The 19,794-nt window shown below is 67.9% G+C and carries 18 protein-coding genes; 10 read left to right on the top strand and 8 right to left on the bottom strand.

All coding sequences use genetic code 11. The features are described from left to right. Window positions 1-4 precede the first annotated feature (4 nt). From BMZ17_RS10455 to BMZ17_RS10420, 8 genes are all read left to right on the top strand, one after another. On the top strand, window positions 5-814 hold the full coding sequence (locus BMZ17_RS10455; protein ID WP_093138523.1) for a class I SAM-dependent methyltransferase: 810 nt from the start codon (window positions 5-7) through the stop codon (window positions 812-814). Further along, complete coding sequence (gene leuC, locus BMZ17_RS10450; RefSeq protein ID WP_093138522.1) at window positions 811-2,253, top strand: 3-isopropylmalate dehydratase large subunit; 1,443 nt, start codon at window positions 811-813, stop codon at window positions 2,251-2,253. Before BMZ17_RS10455 ends, leuC begins: the two co-directional genes overlap by 4 nt. Then, entirely contained in the window at window positions 2,253-2,435 is a 183-nt protein-coding gene (locus BMZ17_RS10445) for a hypothetical protein (RefSeq protein ID WP_093138521.1), read from the top strand. Before leuC ends, BMZ17_RS10445 begins: the two co-directional genes overlap by 1 nt. Continuing rightward, window positions 2,435-3,013: a 3-isopropylmalate dehydratase small subunit gene (gene leuD, locus BMZ17_RS10440; protein WP_093138520.1), complete on the top strand. Its 579-nt coding sequence runs from the start codon at window positions 2,435-2,437 to the stop codon at window positions 3,011-3,013. The genes BMZ17_RS10445 and leuD overlap by 1 nt, the downstream gene beginning before the upstream one ends. Further along, window positions 3,003-4,094: a 3-isopropylmalate dehydrogenase gene (gene leuB / locus BMZ17_RS10435; protein WP_093138519.1), complete on the top strand. Its 1,092-nt coding sequence runs from the start codon at window positions 3,003-3,005 to the stop codon at window positions 4,092-4,094. The genes leuD and leuB overlap by 11 nt, the downstream gene beginning before the upstream one ends. Before the next feature lie 146 nt (window positions 4,095-4,240). Next, complete coding sequence (locus tag BMZ17_RS10430) at window positions 4,241-4,891, top strand: TetR/AcrR family transcriptional regulator (RefSeq protein ID WP_254775273.1); 651 nt, start codon at window positions 4,241-4,243, stop codon at window positions 4,889-4,891. Between the two features lie 143 nt (window positions 4,892-5,034). Further along, window positions 5,035-5,691, top strand: coding sequence for a protein-L-isoaspartate O-methyltransferase family protein (locus tag BMZ17_RS10425; RefSeq protein ID WP_093138517.1), 657 nt, complete (start codon window positions 5,035-5,037; stop codon window positions 5,689-5,691). Window positions 5,692-5,723: 32 nt separating this feature from the next. Further along, window positions 5,724-7,109: a TolC family outer membrane protein gene (locus BMZ17_RS10420; protein ID WP_093138516.1), complete on the top strand. Its 1,386-nt coding sequence runs from the start codon at window positions 5,724-5,726 to the stop codon at window positions 7,107-7,109. A gap of 102 nt (window positions 7,110-7,211) precedes the next feature. Here BMZ17_RS10420 and BMZ17_RS10415 read toward each other — a convergent pair whose 3' ends face one another. Then, window positions 7,212-8,555 (bottom strand): two-component system sensor histidine kinase NtrB, encoded by a 1,344-nt coding sequence (locus BMZ17_RS10415; protein WP_175485553.1) that lies wholly within the window; start codon window positions 8,553-8,555, stop codon window positions 7,212-7,214. A 103-nt stretch (window positions 8,556-8,658) separates the two neighbouring features. Here BMZ17_RS10415 and BMZ17_RS10410 point away from each other — a divergent pair, with 103 nt between their 5' ends. Next, window positions 8,659-9,030 (top strand): response regulator, encoded by a 372-nt coding sequence (locus tag BMZ17_RS10410; protein WP_093139608.1) that lies wholly within the window; start codon window positions 8,659-8,661, stop codon window positions 9,028-9,030. A gap of 99 nt (window positions 9,031-9,129) precedes the next feature. Further along, window positions 9,130-10,623: a GGDEF domain-containing protein gene (locus tag BMZ17_RS10405; protein ID WP_175485552.1), complete on the top strand. Its 1,494-nt coding sequence runs from the start codon at window positions 9,130-9,132 to the stop codon at window positions 10,621-10,623. Window positions 10,624-10,633: 10 nt separating this feature from the next. On the opposite strand, the gene BMZ17_RS10400 is transcribed toward BMZ17_RS10405, so the two are convergent. Genes BMZ17_RS10400 through BMZ17_RS10370 form a run of 7 tightly spaced genes read right to left on the bottom strand, consistent with a single transcriptional unit; the run spans window position 10,634 to window position 19,709 of the window. Continuing rightward, complete coding sequence (locus BMZ17_RS10400; protein ID WP_093138513.1) at window positions 10,634-10,819, bottom strand: tautomerase family protein; 186 nt, start codon at window positions 10,817-10,819, stop codon at window positions 10,634-10,636. A 30-nt stretch (window positions 10,820-10,849) separates the two neighbouring features. Next, window positions 10,850-11,965, bottom strand: coding sequence for a sugar kinase (locus tag BMZ17_RS10395; RefSeq protein WP_093138512.1), 1,116 nt, complete (start codon window positions 11,963-11,965; stop codon window positions 10,850-10,852). Further along, window positions 11,962-13,140, bottom strand: coding sequence for a GDSL-type esterase/lipase family protein (locus BMZ17_RS10390; RefSeq protein ID WP_093138511.1), 1,179 nt, complete (start codon window positions 13,138-13,140; stop codon window positions 11,962-11,964). The genes BMZ17_RS10395 and BMZ17_RS10390 overlap by 4 nt, the downstream gene beginning before the upstream one ends. 20 nt (window positions 13,141-13,160) lie before the next feature. Beyond that, window positions 13,161-13,913 (bottom strand): SDR family NAD(P)-dependent oxidoreductase, encoded by a 753-nt coding sequence (locus BMZ17_RS10385; RefSeq protein WP_093138510.1) that lies wholly within the window; start codon window positions 13,911-13,913, stop codon window positions 13,161-13,163. Window positions 13,914-13,954: 41 nt separating this feature from the next. Next, entirely contained in the window at window positions 13,955-15,238 is a 1,284-nt protein-coding gene (locus BMZ17_RS10380; protein ID WP_093138509.1) for an MFS transporter, read from the bottom strand. After that, window positions 15,235-17,499 (bottom strand): alginate lyase family protein, encoded by a 2,265-nt coding sequence (locus tag BMZ17_RS10375; protein WP_093138508.1) that lies wholly within the window; start codon window positions 17,497-17,499, stop codon window positions 15,235-15,237. Before BMZ17_RS10375 ends, BMZ17_RS10380 begins: the two co-directional genes overlap by 4 nt. Further along, entirely contained in the window at window positions 17,496-19,709 is a 2,214-nt protein-coding gene (locus BMZ17_RS10370; protein ID WP_093138507.1) for a polysaccharide lyase 6 family protein, read from the bottom strand. The genes BMZ17_RS10375 and BMZ17_RS10370 overlap by 4 nt, the downstream gene beginning before the upstream one ends. Window positions 19,710-19,794 lie beyond the last annotated feature (85 nt).

The following is a 19,794-nucleotide window of genomic DNA, read 5'->3' as shown; positions in this document are numbered from 1 at the left end:
TGCCATGAACACCGATATCGCCTCGGCGACCACGGTCGCCGGCCAGACCTGGAATGCCGCCCGCTACGCGCACAACGCCGGCTTCGTGCCGACGCTTGGCGCGCCGGTGGCCGAGCTGCTGGCCGCGCAGGCCGGCGAGCGCATCCTGGACCTGGGCTGCGGCGACGGCGTGCTGACCGCGCAGCTAGCGGCCAGCGGCGCGCAGGTGATCGGCGTCGATGCCTCGCCCGACCTGGTCGCCGCGGCGGTCGAACGCGGCGTCGATGCACGGGTGATGGACGGCCACGCGCTGACCTTCCACCACGCCTTCGATGCGGTCTTCAGCAACGCGGCCCTGCACTGGATGCGCCAGCCTGAGGCGGTGCTGTCCGGCGTGCAGCGCGCGTTGAAGCCGGGCGGCCGTTTCGTCGGTGAGTTCGGCGGCCACGGCAATGTCGCAGCCATCGTCACCGCGCTGCGCGCGTCGCTGTGCGCCCACGATGCGGGCGAACCGACGTTCGCCTGGTTCTTCCCCACGGCCGACGAATACGCCGCACTGCTGGCCGAGCATCGCTTCCATGTCGAGCAGATCGCGCTGATCCCGCGCCCGACCCCGCTGCCGACCGGCATCGCCGGCTGGCTGCGGACCTTCGCCGATCCATTCCTGGCCGATGTCGAGGCGCACGTGCGCCGGCGCGTGCTGGAAGACACCGAAACCCTGCTGCGCCCGGCGCTGTGCGACCAGCGCGGCCAATGGCATGCCGACTACGTGCGCCTGCGCTTCGTCGCGCGCACGTCCACTCCTTCCGATTTCAAGCAAGGCAATCCGCAATGAGCCCAGCCCCCCGCACCCCGGCCCCTCGAACACTTTTTGAGAAACTGTGGGACGCGCATGTCGTCGTGCCCGAGAGCGACACCGCGCCCGCGGTGCTCTACATCGACCTTCACCTGATCCATGAAGTGACCTCGCCGCAGGCCTTCACCGAGCTGCGTGCGCGCGGCATCGCGCCGCATCGCCCGGACCGCACCAAGGGGACGATGGATCACTCCACGCCGACCCTGCCGCGCGGCGCCGACGGCAAGCTGCCCTACTACACCGCCGCCGCGGAGAAGCAGGTCGAGACGCTGGAAGCCAACTGCGCCCAGTACGGCATCGAGCTGTTCGACATGGGCTCGGACAACCGCGGCATCGTGCACGTGATCGCGCCGGAACAAGGCTTCACCCAGCCGGGCATGACCATCGTCTGCGGCGACAGCCACACCTCCACGCATGGCGCGTTCGGCTCGCTGGCCTTCGGCATCGGCACCAGCGAAGTGGGCCACGTGCTGGCCACCCAGTGCCTGCTGCAGCGCAAGCCCAAGACCATGTCGATCACCGTCGACGGTCCGCTGGCACCGGGCGTCGGCGCCAAGGACGTGGTCCTGCACATCATCGGCCAGATCGGCGTCAACGGCGGCACCGGCCACGTACTGGAATACCGCGGCTCCACCATCGAGGCGATGGACATGGAGCAGCGCATGACCCTGTGCAACATGTCGATCGAAGCCGGCGCGCGCGCCGGCATGGTGGCGCCAGACCAGATCACCTTCGACTACGTCGCGGCGACCCCGCGCGGGCCCAAGGGCGCCGACTTCGAGGCTGCAGTCGATTACTGGAAGACTCTGCGCAGCGACGACGGCGCGCGCTTCGATGCCGAAGTCACCATTGATGCCGCCGACATCCGCCCAACCATGACCTGGGGCACGCATCCGGGCACGGCGATCGCCATCGACGCGCCGATCCCGGCCGCCAACGATGCCGCCGCGCAGAAGTCGCTGGACTACATGGGCTTCGAGGCCGGCCATGCCGTAGCGGGCACCAAGGTCGACGTGGTGTTCGTCGGTTCATGCACCAACGGCCGCCTGAGCGACATGCGCGACGTCGCCCGCGTGCTGGCCGGGCGCAAGGTCGCCGAGGGCGTACGCATGCTGGTCGTGCCCGGTTCGGAGATCGTCAAGCGCCAGGCCGAGGCCGAAGGCATCGACGTGATCGTGCGCGACGCCGGCGCGCAATGGCGCGAGTCCGGCTGCTCGATGTGCATCGCCATGAACGGCGACCTGGTCGCCCCCGGCGAGCTGGCCGTCTCCACCAGCAACCGTAATTTCGAAGGCCGCCAGGGTCCGGGTTCGCGCACGCTGCTGGCCTCGCCGCTGGGTGCGGCGTGGTCGGCGGTGCGTGGCCAGGTGGCCGATGTGCGTGAACTGTTCGACGCTGACCAGAAGGAAGTGGCGTGATGCCCAACCGCGATACCAACCAGGCCGCCGACATGGCCTTCTCCGCCACCGTCGCCAGTGCGCTGGCGCGCAGCATCCGCGATACCCCGCTGCGTCCGCTGCCGGCCCAGGCCGAAGCCTTGCTGGCCTCGGCCGAGATCGTGGTGGCCGCGCCTGCGGACGACGCCAAGGAGACCGTGTAATGGCCGGCATCCAGACCGTCACCTCGCAGGCCGTGGTGCTGCGTTCGACCAATATCGACACCGACCAGATCATCCCGGCGCGCTTTTTGTCCACGACCGAGCGCGCCGGCCTGGGCCAGTTCGCGTTCAACGACTGGCGCTGGAAGACCGAAGGCGTGCCGAACCCGGAGTTTGCCTTCAACCAGCCGCATAGCGCGGGCCGCCAGGTGCTGCTGGCCGGGCGCAACTTCGGCTGCGGCTCCTCGCGCGAACACGCGCCATGGGCGCTGACCGACCTGGGGCTGAAGGCCGTGGTCTCCAGCGAGATCGCCGACATCTTCCGCAACAACAGCCTCAAGAACGGCCTGATCCCGATCGTGCTGGCCGAAGCCGACGTGCAGACGCTGATGGAGCGGCCGGACGATCAGCTGACCATCGACGTGGCCGCGCGCGAACTGCGTACGCCCGATGGCCGCACCTACACCTTCCCGCTCGACGCCTTTGCCCAGACCTGTCTGCTGGAAGGTGTCGACGAGCTGGGCTACTTGCTGGCCCGCGCTCCCGATATCGCACGTTACGAGGCTTCCCATGCACGCTGACATCGTCGTCCTGCCCGGTGACGGCATTGGCCCGGAAGTGGCCGCTGCCGCAATCACCGTCCTGCAGGCGGTGGCCAAGCACCACGGCCACACTTTCACCTTCGCCGAGCACGACATCGGCGGCATCGCCATCGACCGCCACGGCGTACCGCTGCCCGAAGCCACCACCGTCGCCTGCCAGAACGCCGATGCCGTGCTGCTGGGCGCGGTCGGCGGGCCGAAGTGGTCCGACCCCAACGCCAAGGTGCGCCCGGAACAGGGTCTGCTTGCCATCCGCCGCGCCCTGGGCCTGTTCGCCAACCTGCGCCCGGTGCGCCCGCACAACGCCGCGCTGGACGCCTCGCCGATCAAGCCGCACCTGCTGACCGGCGTGGACATCATGGTCGTGCGCGAGCTCACCGGCGGCATCTACTTCGGCGACAAGACCCGCACGGCCGAGGCCGCCAGCGATCTGTGCAGCTATTCGGTGGCCGAGATCGAGCGCGTGATGCGCAGCGCCTTCGTGCTGGCCAAGGCCCGCCGCGGCAAGGTCACCTCGGTGGACAAGGCCAACGTGCTGGAAACCTCGCGCCTGTGGCGTGATGTGGCCACGCGCATCGGCCGCGAGGAATTCCCCGAGGTCGAGCTGGAACACCAGCTGGTCGACTCGATGGCCATGCACCTGCTGGCCAAGCCGCGCGAGTACGACGTGATCGTCACCGAGAACATGTTCGGCGACATCCTCACCGACGAGGCCTCGATGTTGGCAGGCTCGTTGGGCCTGCTGCCGTCGGCTTCGCTGGGCCAGGAAGGGAAAGTGGGGATCTACGAACCGATCCACGGCTCGGCCCCGGACATCGCCGGCAAGGGCATCGCCAATCCCTACGCGACGATCCTGTCGGCGGCCATGCTGCTGCGCCATTCGCTGGGCCTGGAAGAAGAGGCCCAGTGCATCGAACGCGCGGTCAGCGCCGCGCTGGACGCTCGCGCCTTCACCGCCGACCTGGCCGGTCCGGGCAAGGCGCTGTCCACCCAGCAAGCCACTGCGGCCGTGCTGGAACAGCTGGACACCCACTGCTTCGTCGCCGAGCTGCGCGACTGAGCCGTTAGCGGAGCGCCTGGCAGTTGCCGGCGCTCCGCTAAACCTGACGGGACAATGACAGGCAGGCCAGCTTGGCCTGCCCGAGACTGTAAATATCGAACCGCCTAGTCTAGTATTGGCGGATGGCCCCGCAAGCCCCCAGCTCCATGCCCGCCGACCCTGATTGCACCGCCCGCGTGCCGTCTGGCCCTGGTCGTCCCAAGGACTTGGCCAAACGCGCCGCGATCCTGGACGCCGCCAAGGTGCTGTTCGGCCGCGAAGGCTTTGCCGGGGTCAGCATGGACCGCATCGCCGCCGAGGCCGGCGTGTCCAAGCTGACCGTCTACAGCCATTTCGGCGACAAGGAATCGCTGTTTTCCGAGTCGATCCGCACCCTGTGCGAGGAGATGCTGCCGGATGGCTTCTTCAACGTGCAGGCCGATGGCAGCGTGCGCGGCCAGCTGCGCCAGATCGCCGAGGGCTTCTTCAAGCTGGTGGTCAGCGACGAGGCCATCAGCACCCACCGGATCATGCTCAACCCGGGCCAGGCCGATCAAAACCTGCGCCAGATCTTCTGGGCGGCCGGCCCGCAACGCACCCACGATGCGTTCTCGGCGTTTCTCAGCTCGGGCGTGGCCGAAGGCAAGCTGGACATCCCCGATGTCGGCGTCGCCGCGACCCAGTTCTTCACCCTGCTCAAGGGCGAGCTATACGCGCGAATGATGTGCGGCGTGTGCAGTGGCCCGGTCGAAGGCGAGGTGGAGCGCCATCTCGACGCGACCGTGGACATGTTCCTGCGCGCTTACGCGGTGCGCTGAACGCCATGCCATGACCACAGTCCCGATGACTTCCGGCACTGCGTCGGATCGGCCCGCGCGGCCATCCTGAACATGCCGGACGTGCCACGCACCGCTAGAATGCCCTGCTCCCGCGCCCCGACACGCCCCCTCAAAGCACGCCCATGACGATCAATTACGCCCAAGCCCGCGAGAACATGGTGGAACAGCAGATCCGTCCCTGGGACGTGCTGGACAGCCGCGTCCTCGAAACCCTGGCCACGCTGCCGCGCGAAACCTTCGTGCCGCCGGCGCACAGCGCCCTGGCCTACGCCGACCTGGAACTGCCGCTGGGCCACGGCCAGCGCATGATGAAGCCGGTGATCGAAGGCCGCACCCTGCAGGCGCTGGACGTGCAGGCGGGCGAGGATGTGCTGGAAATCGGCACCGGCAGCGGCTTCCTGACCGCCTGCCTGGCCACGATGGGCCGCGAAGTGGTCAGCCTGGAGCTGCATCCGGACCTGGCCGCCACCGCGCAGGCCAACCTGGCTGCCGCCGGCCTGTCCAGCAGCGTACGGGTCGAAGTGGCCGATGCCCTGACCTGGGCCAGCGACCGCCAGTTCGACGTGGTCTGCGTGACCGCCGCGGTCGACACCCTGCCATTGTCCTTCATGACGTGGCTGCGCCCGGGCGGTCGCCTGTTCGTGGTGCGCGGCCGCTCGCCGGTCATGGACGCGGTGCTGATCCACAACGACGCCGCCGGTCCGCGCGTGGAATCGCTGTTCGAGACCGACCTTGCGTACCTGACCGGCGCCGCGCCGGTCGCCGAATTCGTTTTTTAAGCGTCACCAAAACTTTCAAGGAACCCCCTCCGATGAGCCGTCTTCCTCTCGTTCTCGCAGTTGCGTTGGCGCTGCCCTCCGCTGCTTCGGCCGCCGATCTGATGCAGACCTATGAAATGGCCCGCAACGGCGATCCGACGCTGGCCCAGGCCGAAGCCAACCGCCTGTCGCAGAAGGAAGGCGTCGTGCAGGCGCGCGCCACCCTGCTGCCGCAGGTCAACGGCAGCGCCTCGCTGGGCCGTTCCAGCGCCAAGGTCACCCACGGCGGCGACTGGATCGAAGCCCCGCGCTCGCGCGATTACGCGGTCAACGTCAGCCAGAAGCTGGTGGACTTCAGCTCCTACGCCACGGTGCGCTCGCAGAAGGCGCTGAGCCAGTCGGCGGATTTCGACCTGGATTCGGCCAACGACTCGCTGATCACCCGCACCTCGGCGGCGTACTTCAACGTGCTGATCGCGATCGAGACGCTGGCCTCGGCCGAAGCAGCCGAAGCGGCCTTCCAGAAGCAGTTCGACTATGCGCAGAAGCGTTTGGACGTCGGCCTGGCCCCGATCACCGACGTGCATGAAGCCCGCGCCTCCTACGACAGCGCGCGCGCCACGGTCATCACCCAGCGCAACACGCTCAAGGACGCCTACGAGGCGCTGACCGAGATCACCGGCCAGCCGGTCGCCAGCCTGCGCGGCCTGCCGGACGACTTCAAGCCGCAGCTGCCCAGCGAATACAGCGCCGACGGCTGGGTCGATACCGCCATTGCCCAGAACCCGGCCCTGAAGTCGCTTCAGCTGCAGGTGCAGTCGGCCGAAGCCGGTGTTGCCGGTGCCCGCGCCGGCCACCTGCCGACCCTGAGCCTGAGCGGCGCCTACACGCGCAGCGCGGCCTGGGGCGGCGATGACACCGCCAACGCGCTCAACAGCCGTGGCCAGAACGACGGCCGCTCGATCGGCGTGACCTTGGACATCCCGATCTTCTCCGGCGGTGCGATCCAGTCGCAGGTGCGCCAGTCCATCGCCCAGCGCGATTCGGCGCAGGACGCCTACGAGCTGCAGCGCCGCTCGGTGGTGCGCAACACGCGCAACGCCTACCAGGTGCTGGAAGCGGGCATCAGCGAGATCGAGGCCCGTCGCTCGGCCGTGGTTTCGGCGCGCAGCGCGTTCGACGCCTCGCAGGTCGGCCTGGAAGTCGGCACCCGCACCGTGCTGGACGTGCTGACCAACCAGAACAACCTGGTCGCGGCACAGGAGCAGTACTCGCTGGCCAAGTACAACTTCCTGCAGAACCGCCTGCTGTTGGAAGCCGCTGCCGGCACGCTGGACGCGGCCGACCTGCAGGACGTCAACGCCCTGCTCAGCGCCGACGCCAACGCCCGCCTGAACGGCGATGACCAGAAGATCATGGGCGCGCCCAGCAAGCTCTGAGTCTTCAGCGACATCGCACAAGAAAACAGCCGCTTTCGAGCGGCTGTTTTCGTTTCGGAGAGACTTCAAACCGGCGGCAAACCTGCCGCCGGAACGCAGGACTCAGGCCTGGAGCCCGTCGGCCGAGACCAGGACCGGCGCCTGCTCGGCCATGAGATGGGCACGCGGGAACCACAAGGTCATCACCGTGCCGACACCGACCGCGCTGTCCACGTCGATGAAGCCGCCGGCCTGGCGCATCAGCGCGTACACCTGGGCCAGGCCCAGGCCGGTGCCGCGGCCTTCGGGCTTGGTCGTGAAATACGGTTCGAACAGGCGCGACATCGCCACCTGATCCATGCCGCTGCCGGTATCGGACACGGCCAGGGTGACGTAATCACCCAATGCCCGGGTCGGTGTGACCGACTGCGGTTCCACCCGGCCGGTATCGCACCGCAGGGTGATCGTGCCGGCACCGTCGCAGGCATCGCGGGCGTTGATGCACAGGTTCATCACCGCCTGGCCCACGCCATGGCGATCGGCCACGACCGGAAAGGCACCCGCCCGCTGCTCCACGACCAGCTCGATGTCCGGCGGCAGGCTCTGCTGCATCAGGTCGGCCATTTCCAGCGCGACCTCCTGCACGTCCATGTCTTCGGCATGGACCGGATGCTGGCGGGCGAAGCCCAGCAGGCGCTTGGCCACCGTGGTGGCATGGGCCAGCGCATCGCTGCCGCGTCCCAGCAGCTTGCGCTGCATTGGGGTCAGCGCATCGGGGTTGTCGGTCACCACGCTGATCGCCGCCACCGCGGTCTGCAGCATGTTGTTGAAATCGTGGGCGATGCCGGCCACCAGCTGCCCCACCGCTTCGCCCTTCTGTGCCTGCATCGCGGTGTGCTCGGCCATGGCGCGGGCCGCCTCGGCGATGTCGCGCTGTTCCAGCGCCTGCAGCTCGTGGTGGCGACGCCGCTCGCTGATGACCTGGGCCTGGGTGAGGGTCGCTTCTAGGTATTCGTTGTGCTCGCTGGCCGCGATCGCGCGGCTTTCGGCGCCCTGCAGCTGCGAGGACAGACTGACATTGAGCGTGCGCAGCGCCTGCTCGACCCGGCGGATCTCGGTGATGTCGCGCCCGACCACCACCAGGGATTCAACGCGCCCGCCAACATCGGTCAGTGGCGCGATCGAGACCGACCACTGCCGCACCACGCCGCGCAACGTGGTCAGGCTGCCAAGATATTCGCTGGACTGTCCGTCCAAGCCGCGGCGCAAGGCCTCGCGGACCACGACATGCAATGTTTCCGGCCAGAAGTCCTGCCAGGGCTGGCGCAGGACGTCATTGCGCTCGAACGCGCCCAGCATGTCCAGGCCATGACGATTGACGGAGGTGATCCGTCCAGTCGCGTCCAGCTCCAGGATGCAATCCTGCGAGAGCTCGACGATCTGGCGGTAGCGGTCGCCTGGTGGCATCTGGCTGCCATTGTAGTGACCACAGGGGCCGCGATTGAAGAGGGTCACTCCGCTTTCACGCGCTCGCTGGCACATTCGGGCTGTCTTTTGCCCCGGAAATACCATGTCCAGCGCCAGCATGCCCGTCATCCTCATCGTCGAGGACGATTCTGGTGCCCGCGAGATCGCCGCGATGATCCTCGAAGCGGAAGGCTACGCCGTGGTGGAAGCCAGTGGCGGCATGCAGGCCCTGGACCTGCTGGCCTCTAATACCGATGTGTCGCTGATCTTCAGCGATATCAACATGCCCGGCGGCATGGACGGCATCCAGCTGGCACGCCGGATCGGCGACCTCAACGCGCAGCTGCCGGTCGTGCTGACCTCCGGCCACGCACAGAACAGCTTCCGCGACTTCCCCGGCAACGCCGCCTTCCTGGCCAAGCCCTACAACCGGCAGGCCCTGCTGGGCGCGATGCGCCAGCACCTGCCCAACTAAGCACCGCGTGCGGCCAGGATGGCCGCTTCCAGGGATTGGATGCGTGCGCATGACGCCACCGCGACAAACGTCTACCCTCGCACCGAGGGAGACGATGCAATGACCACGCTGGACCAGACGCCGAGGCGCTTGTTGCCCAACATGCTGCGAGGCTTCGTCCTGGCCGTGTGTTTGATCTTTGCCGGCGTGGAGTACTGGCACGGTCTGGAAACCCGCGCCGAGGCGCGCACCCAGATCCAGCTGGATGCGTCCAATCTGGCGCGCTCGGTGGGCCAGCATGCCGAGGACTCCTTCCAGCTCGCCGACAGCACCCTGGCGGGCATCGTCGAGAGCCTGCACGACTACGGCACCGGCCCGCGCAACCTCGCGCTGCTCAATGCGTTCCTGCGCCAGGAAGCCGCGCGCTCCACCCGCATCCACGGGTTATTCGTCTACGACGCGCAGGGCAAGTGGATCGCCACTTCGCTGCCGAACGTGCCGGCCAACATGAACAACAGCGACCGCGCCTACTTCATCCATCACCGCGAGGTGGACGATGCGCTGTCGTGGATGGGACCGCCGGTGCGCAGCCGCACCGACAACACCTGGATCATCACCATCACCCGGCGCTTCAACGATGCCGAGGGCAAGTTCGGTGGCGTCGTGCTGGCCAGCATCCGCTCGGATTACTTCGCCGACTTCTATCGCGGCTACGACGTCGGCAAGCAGGGCGCGATTGCCCTGATCAACGCGCAGGGCGTGGTCTGCGCGCGCCTGCCCGACGACAACGGCAACGTCGGCCGCGATCTCAGCAAGACGCCACTGTTCGCCTCGATGCAGGGGAAAGTGAGCGGTTCGCTCACCTACGTCTCGCCGGTGGATCAGGTGCGGCGCATCAGTGGATTCCACCACGCCGAACACTTTCCCTTGATCGCGGTGGCCGCGCTGTCCGAGCACGAAGCCTTGGGCGCCTGGCAGCGCTCGGTGCGCACGCATGCGCTGCTGACGCTGGTCACGATCGGCCTGTTCGCCGGCCTGGGCGAATGGCTGCGCCGCCAGCTGCTGGAACGGCAGGTGGTGCAGGACCAGCTTGAAGCGCTGGCGCGCACCGATGGCCTGACCGGGCTGGCCAACCGCCGCGCCCTGGACGAATACCTCGCCGACAGCTGGCCGCGCGCGGTGCGCGAGAGCACGCCGCTGGGCCTGCTGCTGGTGGACATCGACCACTTCAAGGCGTTCAACGACACCTACGGCCACCAGGCCGGCGATGCCTGCCTGCGCCAGGTGGCGGCGGCGGTCAAACGCTGCGCGCGCCGGCATGGCGATCTGGCCGCGCGTTACGGCGGCGAAGAACTGGCACTGGTCCTGCCGGGCTGCGACAGCGACGCGCTGCGCGTGCTGGCCGAAGCGGTGTGCCGCAGCGTGCGCGAACTCGGCGTGCCGCACGCCGAAAGCTATACCGCGCCGGTGGTCACCATCAGCGTCGGCGCAGCCTCGGTGTGGCCCGGCCGCCTGGGGGCGGATGCGGGCCCGGCCAGCCTGGTCGAACTGGCCGACCTGGCGCTGTACGACGCCAAGGCTGGCGGCCGCAACCGGGCCGCCGTGCGGACCTGAGTCGCGCGCGTCAGCGCTCGTTGTAGGGCACGCCACCCTTGGACTTGGAATCGCGCGGCGCTTCGACAATCTGCACGACCACGCCGGCCGGATCGACGGTGAAGTGTTCGGCCACCGCATCGGTGATGGCCTTCATCAGGTTTTTCTTCTGCTGTGCGGTACGACCTTCGACCGCGAATACGACGACTTCGGGCATGACATGGATTCCTGGAGTTAGATTGGGGCGTCAGCGACGCGCGGCCGCGGACTCGCCGCGCATCACCGATTCGACTTCGGCCAGCGAAGCGATGGCATTGTCGCCCGGCGTGGTCATCGCCAGCGCGCCATGCGCGGCGCCCAGCTCGACGGACTGCTGCAGGTCCGCGCCTGACAGCACGCCGTGCAGCAGGCCGGATACGAAGGCATCGCCGCCACCCACGCGATCGAGGATATCGACCGTGTACGAAGAAGACAGGTACACCTCATCGCGCGTACACAGCGCGCCGGCCCAACCGTTGCGCGAGGCGTTGCTGGCATCGCGCAGGGTGAAGGCCACCGCCTTGAGCTGCGGGAACTGCGCCAACGCCCGCTGCGCCGCGGCACGCGCCGGCGCCAGGTCCATCGGCGTGGTGCGTGTGCCCAGGTCGGACACGTCCATGCCCAGGCAGGCGGCGAAGGAATATTCGTCGCCGATCAGCAGCGTGCATTCGGCCGCGACTGCGCAGTTGGTGCGACGCGCGGCATCGGGATCGGGATGCGCCTTCCACAGGCTGGCGCGGTAATTGAGGTCGTAGGACACCGGCACGCCGTGCGCGCGGGCCGCGCGGGCGGCGGCCACCGCGGTGCGCGCCGTGCTTTCGGACAAGGCGGCGAAGATGCCGCCGGTGTGCAGCCAGCGCGCGCCCTGCGCGCCGAACAGCATGTCCCAGTCGAAGTCCTCAGGCGCGAGTTGCGACGCGGCCGAATACGCACGATCGGACACGCCCAGCGCCGCGCGCAGGCCGAAGCCGCGCTCGGTGAAGTTCAGGCCCATGCGCGTGTTGCGGCCAATACCGTCGTAGTCGCGCCACAGGATCTGCGCGGTGTCGGTGCCGCTGGCTGCGATCAGCGATTCGGCCAGCGCGCCGATCTCGCTGCGCGGCAACGCAGTCAGCACGGTGGCGCGATGGCCGAAGGTGCTGCGCAAGCCGCGGGCGACGTTGTATTCCCCGCCGCCTTCCCAGACGCGGAACGTGCGCGCACTGCGGATGCGGTCTTCGCCCGGATCGAAGCGCAGCATCACCTCGCCCAGCGCAGCGCAGTCCCAACGGCGCCCGTCGCGCGCAGGCACGTCGAACACGCTTCCCGCCACCGTCGTGCTCATCGTGCCTTGCAGCCGAACAGCGACAGGTCGATGGCGTTGGCCATGCGCGCATAGCCTTCGTCGTTGGGATGCAGGTGATCGCGGGTGATGTGGTCGGGCAGCGATTCGGGCTTGGCCGGATCGCGCAGGATCTTGTCGAAATCGATCAGCGCATCGAAGGGACTGTTCTTGCTGCGCATCCAGGTGTTGATCGTCGTGCGCGTGCCGGCGGAGACCGGCTCGTAGCGCTCGGAGCCGCCGAACGGCGTCATCGTCGCCGCGTATGCCTTGATGCCATGCTGGTGCAGGCGCGTGGCGATCTGCCGATAGGCGACCAGCATGTCGTCGGCGTTGCGCCCCGGGATCATCTGCGGCGCGCCGCCGTGGCGGATGTCGTTGATGCCTTCGAACAGGATCACCTGGTCGGCCTGCGACACCGCGATCACGTCGCGATCCATACGGGCCAACGCGCTGTGGCTGCGACCCGGATCCATCACCTTGTTGCCGCTGATGCCCTGGTTGAGCACGACGAACTGGTCCGGGCACGCCTGCTGCAGGCGCGCGCCCAGCAACTCGGGCCACTGGCCGTGGCTGCCGCGCTCGGCGGTGGCACCTTCGGTAATCGAGTCGCCCAGCGCAACCACGATCGTCGGCTTGCTCGCGCGTTCTGCGTAGATCGCCGAGACGATGGACTGCAGGTAGGAGAGCTTCACCGCGTCATCGATCTGGGCGACCTTGCCTGCGGCCACGCGCAGCGGCGTGCGCCGCACGACGGCAATGGTGGGCTCTGGGAAATACGCGTTCAGCGTGACCTCGGCCATCGCCGGCGCGGCCAGCGGCACGGCATCGCTGAGCAAGGCCGCGCCGATCGGCACGACAATGTCGTTGCGCCCGTCAAAGGTCACCGGCAGCGGCTTGCCCTTGCCGCCGGCCAATTGCGCGGTCAGCGCGTTGACCTTCAGCGGCGCCACGCCCAGCTCGTTGCTGATGCGGAAACGCAGCGCCTTGGCCGAGGTGCCCAGGCGCATGTCCTGGCGCACGGTCTGGTCGGCGAACTGCACCGGCTTGTCCGGCGTCCCGTCCTTGCGGTCCGGCGCGGGTGAGGCGGTCCATGCCGGCACCCACACCTGCGCGCGGGCCGGCAACGCGACCAACCCGAAGGCCAGCAACAACGGAAGTGCATGAGTCCAGCGCATAAAGGCCCTCCCAGGCGACATCAGGAAAAGTAGGTGCCGCCGTTGACGTCCAGGTTGGCGCCCTGGATGAAGCTGGCCGCCGAAGAGGCCAGATACACCGCGACATCGGCCGCCTCGGCCGCATCGCCCTGGCGACGCAGCGGCGTGGCGCCGGCCACGGCGGTGCGCACTTCCGGCTTGGTGAAATCGTCATGGAAACGCGTGGCGATCATGCCGCAGCACAGCGAGTTGACGCGGATGCCCTTGGGCCCAAGTTCCTTGGCCATCGCCCGGGTGAAGGTCATCACGCCGGCCTTGGACGTGGCGTAGATCGCCGCGCCCGGACCGCCGCCGTCGCGCCCGGCCTGCGAGGCGAAGTTCACGATCGCCGCGCCCTGCGCCATGTGCGGCACGACCGCGCGCGTGGTGAGGTAGGTGGAGGTGAGATTGAGGTCCATGACCTTGTGGAAGAACGCCTCGTCGATGTCGGCCAGCGTACGACGCTCGACCATGCCGCCGGCGACATTCACCAGCACGTCGATCTTCTGGCCGAACGCCGCCTGCGTGGCCGCGACCAGGCCTTCGACGGCCTTGGCATCGCTGACGTCGGCGCGATGCACGATCGCGGTGCCGCCCGCGTCGGTGATCTGCTTGACCGTCGCCTGCGCGCTGGCGTCGTCGTTGGCGTAATTGACCACGACCTTGGCGCCGGCTGCGGCCAGCTTGATCGAAACCTCGCGACCGATATCGCGACCACCGCCGGTGACGATGGCGACCTTGTCTTTGAAATCCATGGAATGTCCTTAAGAAGTGGGGAGAGAAAAGGAACAGCAGGTCAGCCGCGTCGTGCGGGACCGTCGAGCTTCTTGATCGGGCCGGTGATCCACCACGTCGCGATCAGCGACAGCGGCACCAGTGCGGCGACCAGGATGAAAATCGGGGCGTAAGACTTGGCGGTCATCACCGGCACCAGCCACGTGGTGATCAGCGTGCCGGCCACCGCGGCCATGCCGCCGATGCCGGCCATCGAGCCAACGGACTTGCCACTGAACAGGTCGCCCGGCAGGGTCTGGATGTTGCCGATCGCGACCTGGAAGCCGAACAGCACCGCGGCAATGGTGATCACCGCCCACAGCGGATCGGTGGCCAGCACTGCGCCCAGCAGCGCCGGCGCCATCACCACGCAGCCGATCGTGATCGACCATTTGCGTGCGCGGTCCACGCTCCAGCCGCGGGCGATCAACCGGCCCGACAGCCAGCCGCCGAGCAGGCTGCCGATCGCCGCGCCCACGTACGGCACCCAGGCGAAGATGCCGATCTGCTTGATGTCGAAGCCGAAGGTTTCGGCCAGGTAGATCGGCAGCCACGACACGAACAGCCACCAGATCGGATCGAGGAAGAACCGCGACACCACGATGCCCCAGCTCTGCCGGTGCGACATCAACTCGCGCACGGTCGGCAGGTACTCCAGTGCGGGATTGGGATCGGCGTGCAGCGGCTTGTCCAGGATCAGTACGCGCTCGGCTTCGCTCACCCACGGATGCTTGTCCGGACCCGCGCGATAGATCACGAGCCACGGCAGCAGCCAGACGAAGCCGATCGCGCCGACCAAGATGAAAGTGCCGCGCCAGCCTAGCCACAGGAACAGCAGCGCGATCAGCGGTGCGGAGATGATCGCGCCCACCGATGCCCCGGCGTTGAAGATGCCTTGCGCCAGCGCGCGTTCGCGGGCGGGAAACCACTCGGCATTGGCCTTGACCGCGCCGGGCCAGGCGCCGGCCTCGCTGATGCCCAGCATGGCGCGCACGATGCTGAAGGACAGGATCGAATGGGTGACCGAATGCAGGGCGATCGAGATCGACCACACGCCGATCGACAACGCGAAGCCCATGCGCGTGCCGATGATGTCGAACAGCCGGCCGAACACGAACTGGCCCGCGGCATAGAACAGCATGAACACCGTCACCAGCAGCGCGTAGTCCTCCTTGGTCGCGCCGACGTCCTTGGCGATTTCCGGCCACATCACGGCCAGCGCGTTGCGGTCGATGTAGTTGATCACCGTGGCCACGGCGATCATGCCCACGATCATCCAGCGCACGGCCGAGCGGGTGCGGGTCATGGCGTCTTCGCCTGCTGTGCAGCGCCGCTGGCGGCGCCGGACTTGGCATCGAAGCGCGCCCAGCCGCCGCGCCAGCGATAGTCGTAGCCATTGCCGCTGACGTGATGCTCGACATCGGCCTTGTCCGGATCGTCGGCCACCGCCAGCGCCAGCGTCTTGCCACCGGCGATGGTCAGCACGATCACGTCGGCGTCGCTGCCGCGCACGCGTTCGAGCTTGTCGATGCGGCTGTTGGCGCCGCGCACGTATTCGGCGGTGCCGTTGTATTCGCCATGCGGTTCCAACACGCCGAAGAAGGTCGCGTCCTTCTGCCCGTCCATGCGCTGGATCAGCACCGGCTCGCGGCGCAGGTTGAAGTCCGGATCGTTGGCCCCGCTCTCGGCCAGGATCGCGCGGCTCGGCGCGCTGCCGGCGAAGCGATAGGTGTAGAAGCGCCCATCCAGCAGCCATTCCAGCGTGCGCTGTTCGGAGGCCGGCTGCGAGACCGCATCCACCCACAGGTGTTGGTAGCCGTTGTCCTTGCCCAGCACCGGCCGCTCGGCCAGCGCGCGTTCGGCCTTGAAGCCGACCTGCATCACGTGCCCGGCATAGTGTAGCGGCAGGTCGTAACGCGCCGGCTTGTCGCCGTGCACGCGCAACAGGTCGATCACCACCGGCTCGCTCAACTCCGGATGCGACACCAGCGCCATCGTGCGGGTGAAGCTGACGCCCGGATAGGCGCCCTCCATGCGTGCGGCGCTGACCTGGGTGTCGTCGCTGGTGGCGAACAGCAGCTGCTTGGGCGGACGCTGCTCGCCGATCTTCCAGTCGCCGTCGAAGTGGCTGGTCTCATCGACCACCAGCGTGTTGTGGGCCACGGTCTGCTTGGCCCAGCTCTTGTTCTCCGGCAGGTAGATGCCGCCCTGCTTGGCCTCGACGTTGAGGAAGCGCGCGGCGCCGTAGTCGGTGACCACGCGCTGGCCGTTGTCGTAGAAGATCCAGTTGAGCTTGTCGAAGTGGCCGTGGCCCATGCCCTGGGTGGTGTTCTTCATCACCAGGGTCTGGCCGTCGTCGCCATTCATGCGCAGGATCGCCATCGCGCCCTGGGTGCCGTCGCCGCCATCGCGCAGCAGCGTGGGATGGAAGGCGAATGGTTTCGCCTTCTTCTCCTGCAGCGCCTGCGCAACGGCCAGGCCTTCGGGACTGAGCAGCACGCGTTTCTGCTGCTGGGCGACCGCGAGCAGGCGCGCATCGCCAGTCTGCGCATAGGCGATGTCGATGCCGGCGACCAGCTCCTCGGTGTCCACGCCCTTGTCCAGGATCGCGTCGTTCAGCGGGAAGAAATAGCCGCCGTAGCTGGTCTGCACCAGCGTATCGACCGCCTTGAGCAGCACGCCGTCGCGGTACTGGAAGATCTTGCGCTGCGGCTCGTTGCGCGCGATCGCATCGGCGAACAGGATGAAGGGCGCCAGCGCATAGCGCTGGTAGTACGGGCCTTCCTCGTAATAACCATCGGGCGAGAACAGCTGGTCGATCTGCTTGAGGAAGCCGGCGTTGCCGTCCTGTTTCGTGCCCTTCAACGCCTTGTTGACCAGCGTTTCGTCGCGCAGCACGTAGCCGCTCATGCCGACGGCGGCGACCGCCCAGGTGGCATGGTTGTGGATCTTGTTGAAGTTGTCGGCCGACTCATCGGACATGAAGCGCGCCATCGCGCGGAACACGTTGTCATCGATGCTCTTGCGGTCCGCAGCGCTGAGCGTGTCGCGGATCGCGTCGTAGCCGGCGATCGCATGCACCACCCACACCGAATCATTGAGCGTCTGCCAGAACAGGCGGCCCGGGACTTCGCTGCGCCCGGCCGGATGCGGGCCCAGCGTGGGATACAGCTTGGCGTACTGCAGCAGCATGTCGCGTGCGTACTCGGCGTAGCGCATGTCGCCGGTCAGGCGATACAGCGTGCCGGCCGCTTCGATGGCCTGGTAATTGCGCTTGTGCTGCTCGTGCGTGTAGCCGCCGCCCGGATCCTTGGGCACCGGCACGTCGATGCCGCGCTTGATCTGCTTGTCCAGTTCCTTGGCGGCCTTGGCCTGCTCCTTGGCGAACAGCGGCGCGGACTTGCCCTGCGCGGTCATCGCCTTCCACTCATCCAGCGTCACCAGGACCGGCGCGGCGTCCGCAGCGTGCTGGGTGGTGGCCGCATGGGCAGCCGGCATCAGCACCGGCGCGGCGGACAGCGCCAGCGTGGCGGCCAGCAGCAGGGACAGGGAGGTGGGTCGGATCATCGTGTGGCCTCAACCGGAATATCGGACTGGATCGCCGGCGTACCGGCAAACGTGTTGCGCGTGGCCACCAGCGTGGGCGTGCCGACGGCGTGGGTGAAGCGCACGGCGGCGCTGTCATCGAAGGTATTGCCAACCAGCTGCACGTGTTGCACGCCGCGCAGGCGCAGGCTGGCATCGTCGCGCCGGCCCACCTGGCGGAACGTGGAATCACGCACGTCCAGCGCCGGGCCGAAGGTGCTCTCGTCGGTGCCGCCGCGATACAGGTCCACCACCGCGCCACCGATGCGGGTGAACTGCGAACCGACGATCTCCACGCGCTCGGCGTTGTAGGTGCCGCCATCGTCGGTTTCGGCCGCCGCCGACACGATGCGTCCGCTGACATCGCTGGCCAGCACGTGACGCAGCGCGATCAGGTCGGCCATCGTGCCCTTGCCCGCATTGATCACGTCGAAGCCGCGGTTGCCGTCCAGATGGACCAGCCGGCTGTCTTCGATCAGCACGGTGTAGTTGGCCGTGTTGGCGCCGGGCGCAATGCGGATCACGGCGTTGCCGGCTTCATCCGGTGCCTGCGCACCGTCGACGGTCAGGTGCGCCAGGCGCAGCGACGCGCCCGGCAGTAGTTCGAACAGCACCGGCCGGCTGAACTGCAGCTCGGCCGCGCCCTGCGCCGGTCCCTGCACGGTCAGCGGCTGCGACAGCGCCAGCACTTCGTTGACCGTATAGCGGCCGGCGCGCAGCTGCAGGCGCTGGCCGGGCGTGGCCGCCTGCACCGCGCGGGTCAGCGTGTCGTCGCCGGGCGCGACCGATTCGGTGCGACCGCGATCCAGCGCGGCGCGCGCCGCGTCCTTGGGATACCAGGTCACGCCGACGTCTTCGCGTGCGATCGGCGTCAGGTCGCGCGGCGCGCCGATGCCCGGCAGCGGCGTGGACGGCACCTGCAGGCCCGTGGCGGCCCGCGTCATCGCAAGGGTGTGCGCCACCACGCCGTCGGGAAACCCGGGCGATGCGATCGGGCTCTGCACGTTGCCAGCAAACGCGATGCCGCTGATGTCGCCCTGCACCACCAGCGGATTGTCCTGGCCGTTGACGATCAGGTTGTTGGCGAAGCGGCTGTCCTTCGGCGCGGCGTTGCGCTCGTCGTCCATGCCGGTGCCCAGCAGCAGCTGGCGCGACGCAATCCAGGTGTTGCGCTCGATCACCGCGTGCTCGACCTGGGCGTAGCGGTTCTTGGGCGCATCGACCGCGCCGTACATCACGCTCAGGGCGGCGGCGAAGTTCTGTCCGTCGAGTCCTTCGAAATAATTGTCGCGGATGGTCTGGCGCGCATTGATCACGCGCACGCCACCGGTGTGAGCCTTGCTGCCACCCAGGAACACGTTGCGCTCGACCAGGTTGCCGCTGCCGTGGCGCAGCACCATCGAGCCGCGCGAGTGGAAGAACACGTTGCCGCGATAGATGTTGCCGCCGGATTTGTTGGAGACGATCTCCACCTCGCCATCGCAGCCTTCGAACCAGTTGTCTTCCACCACCGTATGCGAATCGCTCAGCGAATCGTGACTGGTGCCGACGCGAAGGGTTTCGCCGCCGTTGGAGCCCAGGTTGGGGCGCGGGCCGAACCAGTTGTGGTCGATGCGATGGCGGTTGTCCAGGCCCTGTTCTTCATCGCGCACCACCACCAGCGTGGTGCCGCGGTTGGTCTTGCCCAGCAGCTGGTTGTGGTCAAAGCGGTTGTCGTGGCCATACAGCGCCACCCAATGGTCGGCCTCGCCGCGGTCGGGTTTGCTGTACCCATCGATCACCACGCCGGTCACGCGACTGTGGTTGGCCCGCTCGCTGCGCGAGATGCGGAACGACAGCGCCTCGCCGCCCGGCGCCCAGCCATCGCGGAACACCAGATTGGACACTTCCAGATGCTCGCCGGCCAGGCGCAGGTCGGACTGGCCACTGAGGATCACCTTGCCCGGCGTCTGCGCGGTCAGGCGAACGGGCTGGCCGTCCTGGCCCCTGGCCTTGAAGACCAGGCGCGCATCGCGCCAGGTGCCATCGGCCAGGACGACGGTATCGCCTGGCCGCAGGGACGCCGTCGCCTGCTGGTACTGCGCCATGTCGCGGACCAGCAGCGTGCGCGCCGGGCCCGCCGATGCGGCGGGCGCGATCGTGGCGCCCAGCCAGATCAGCAGGGCCAACACGCCAGATGCGGAGACACGCATGCCACTCCTCCCTTTGGCCGCCCCTCCCAGGGCCACCGGTGCGACAGATGGTAGCAAAGGCATCCGACCCGTCAACCAATTTGCC

The sequence above is a fragment of the Pseudoxanthomonas sp. GM95 genome, assembly GCF_900109775.1.
Classification (GTDB): Bacteria; Pseudomonadota; Gammaproteobacteria; order Xanthomonadales; family Xanthomonadaceae; genus Pseudoxanthomonas_A.
This window is presented reverse-complemented; position numbering and strand designations above follow the sequence as displayed.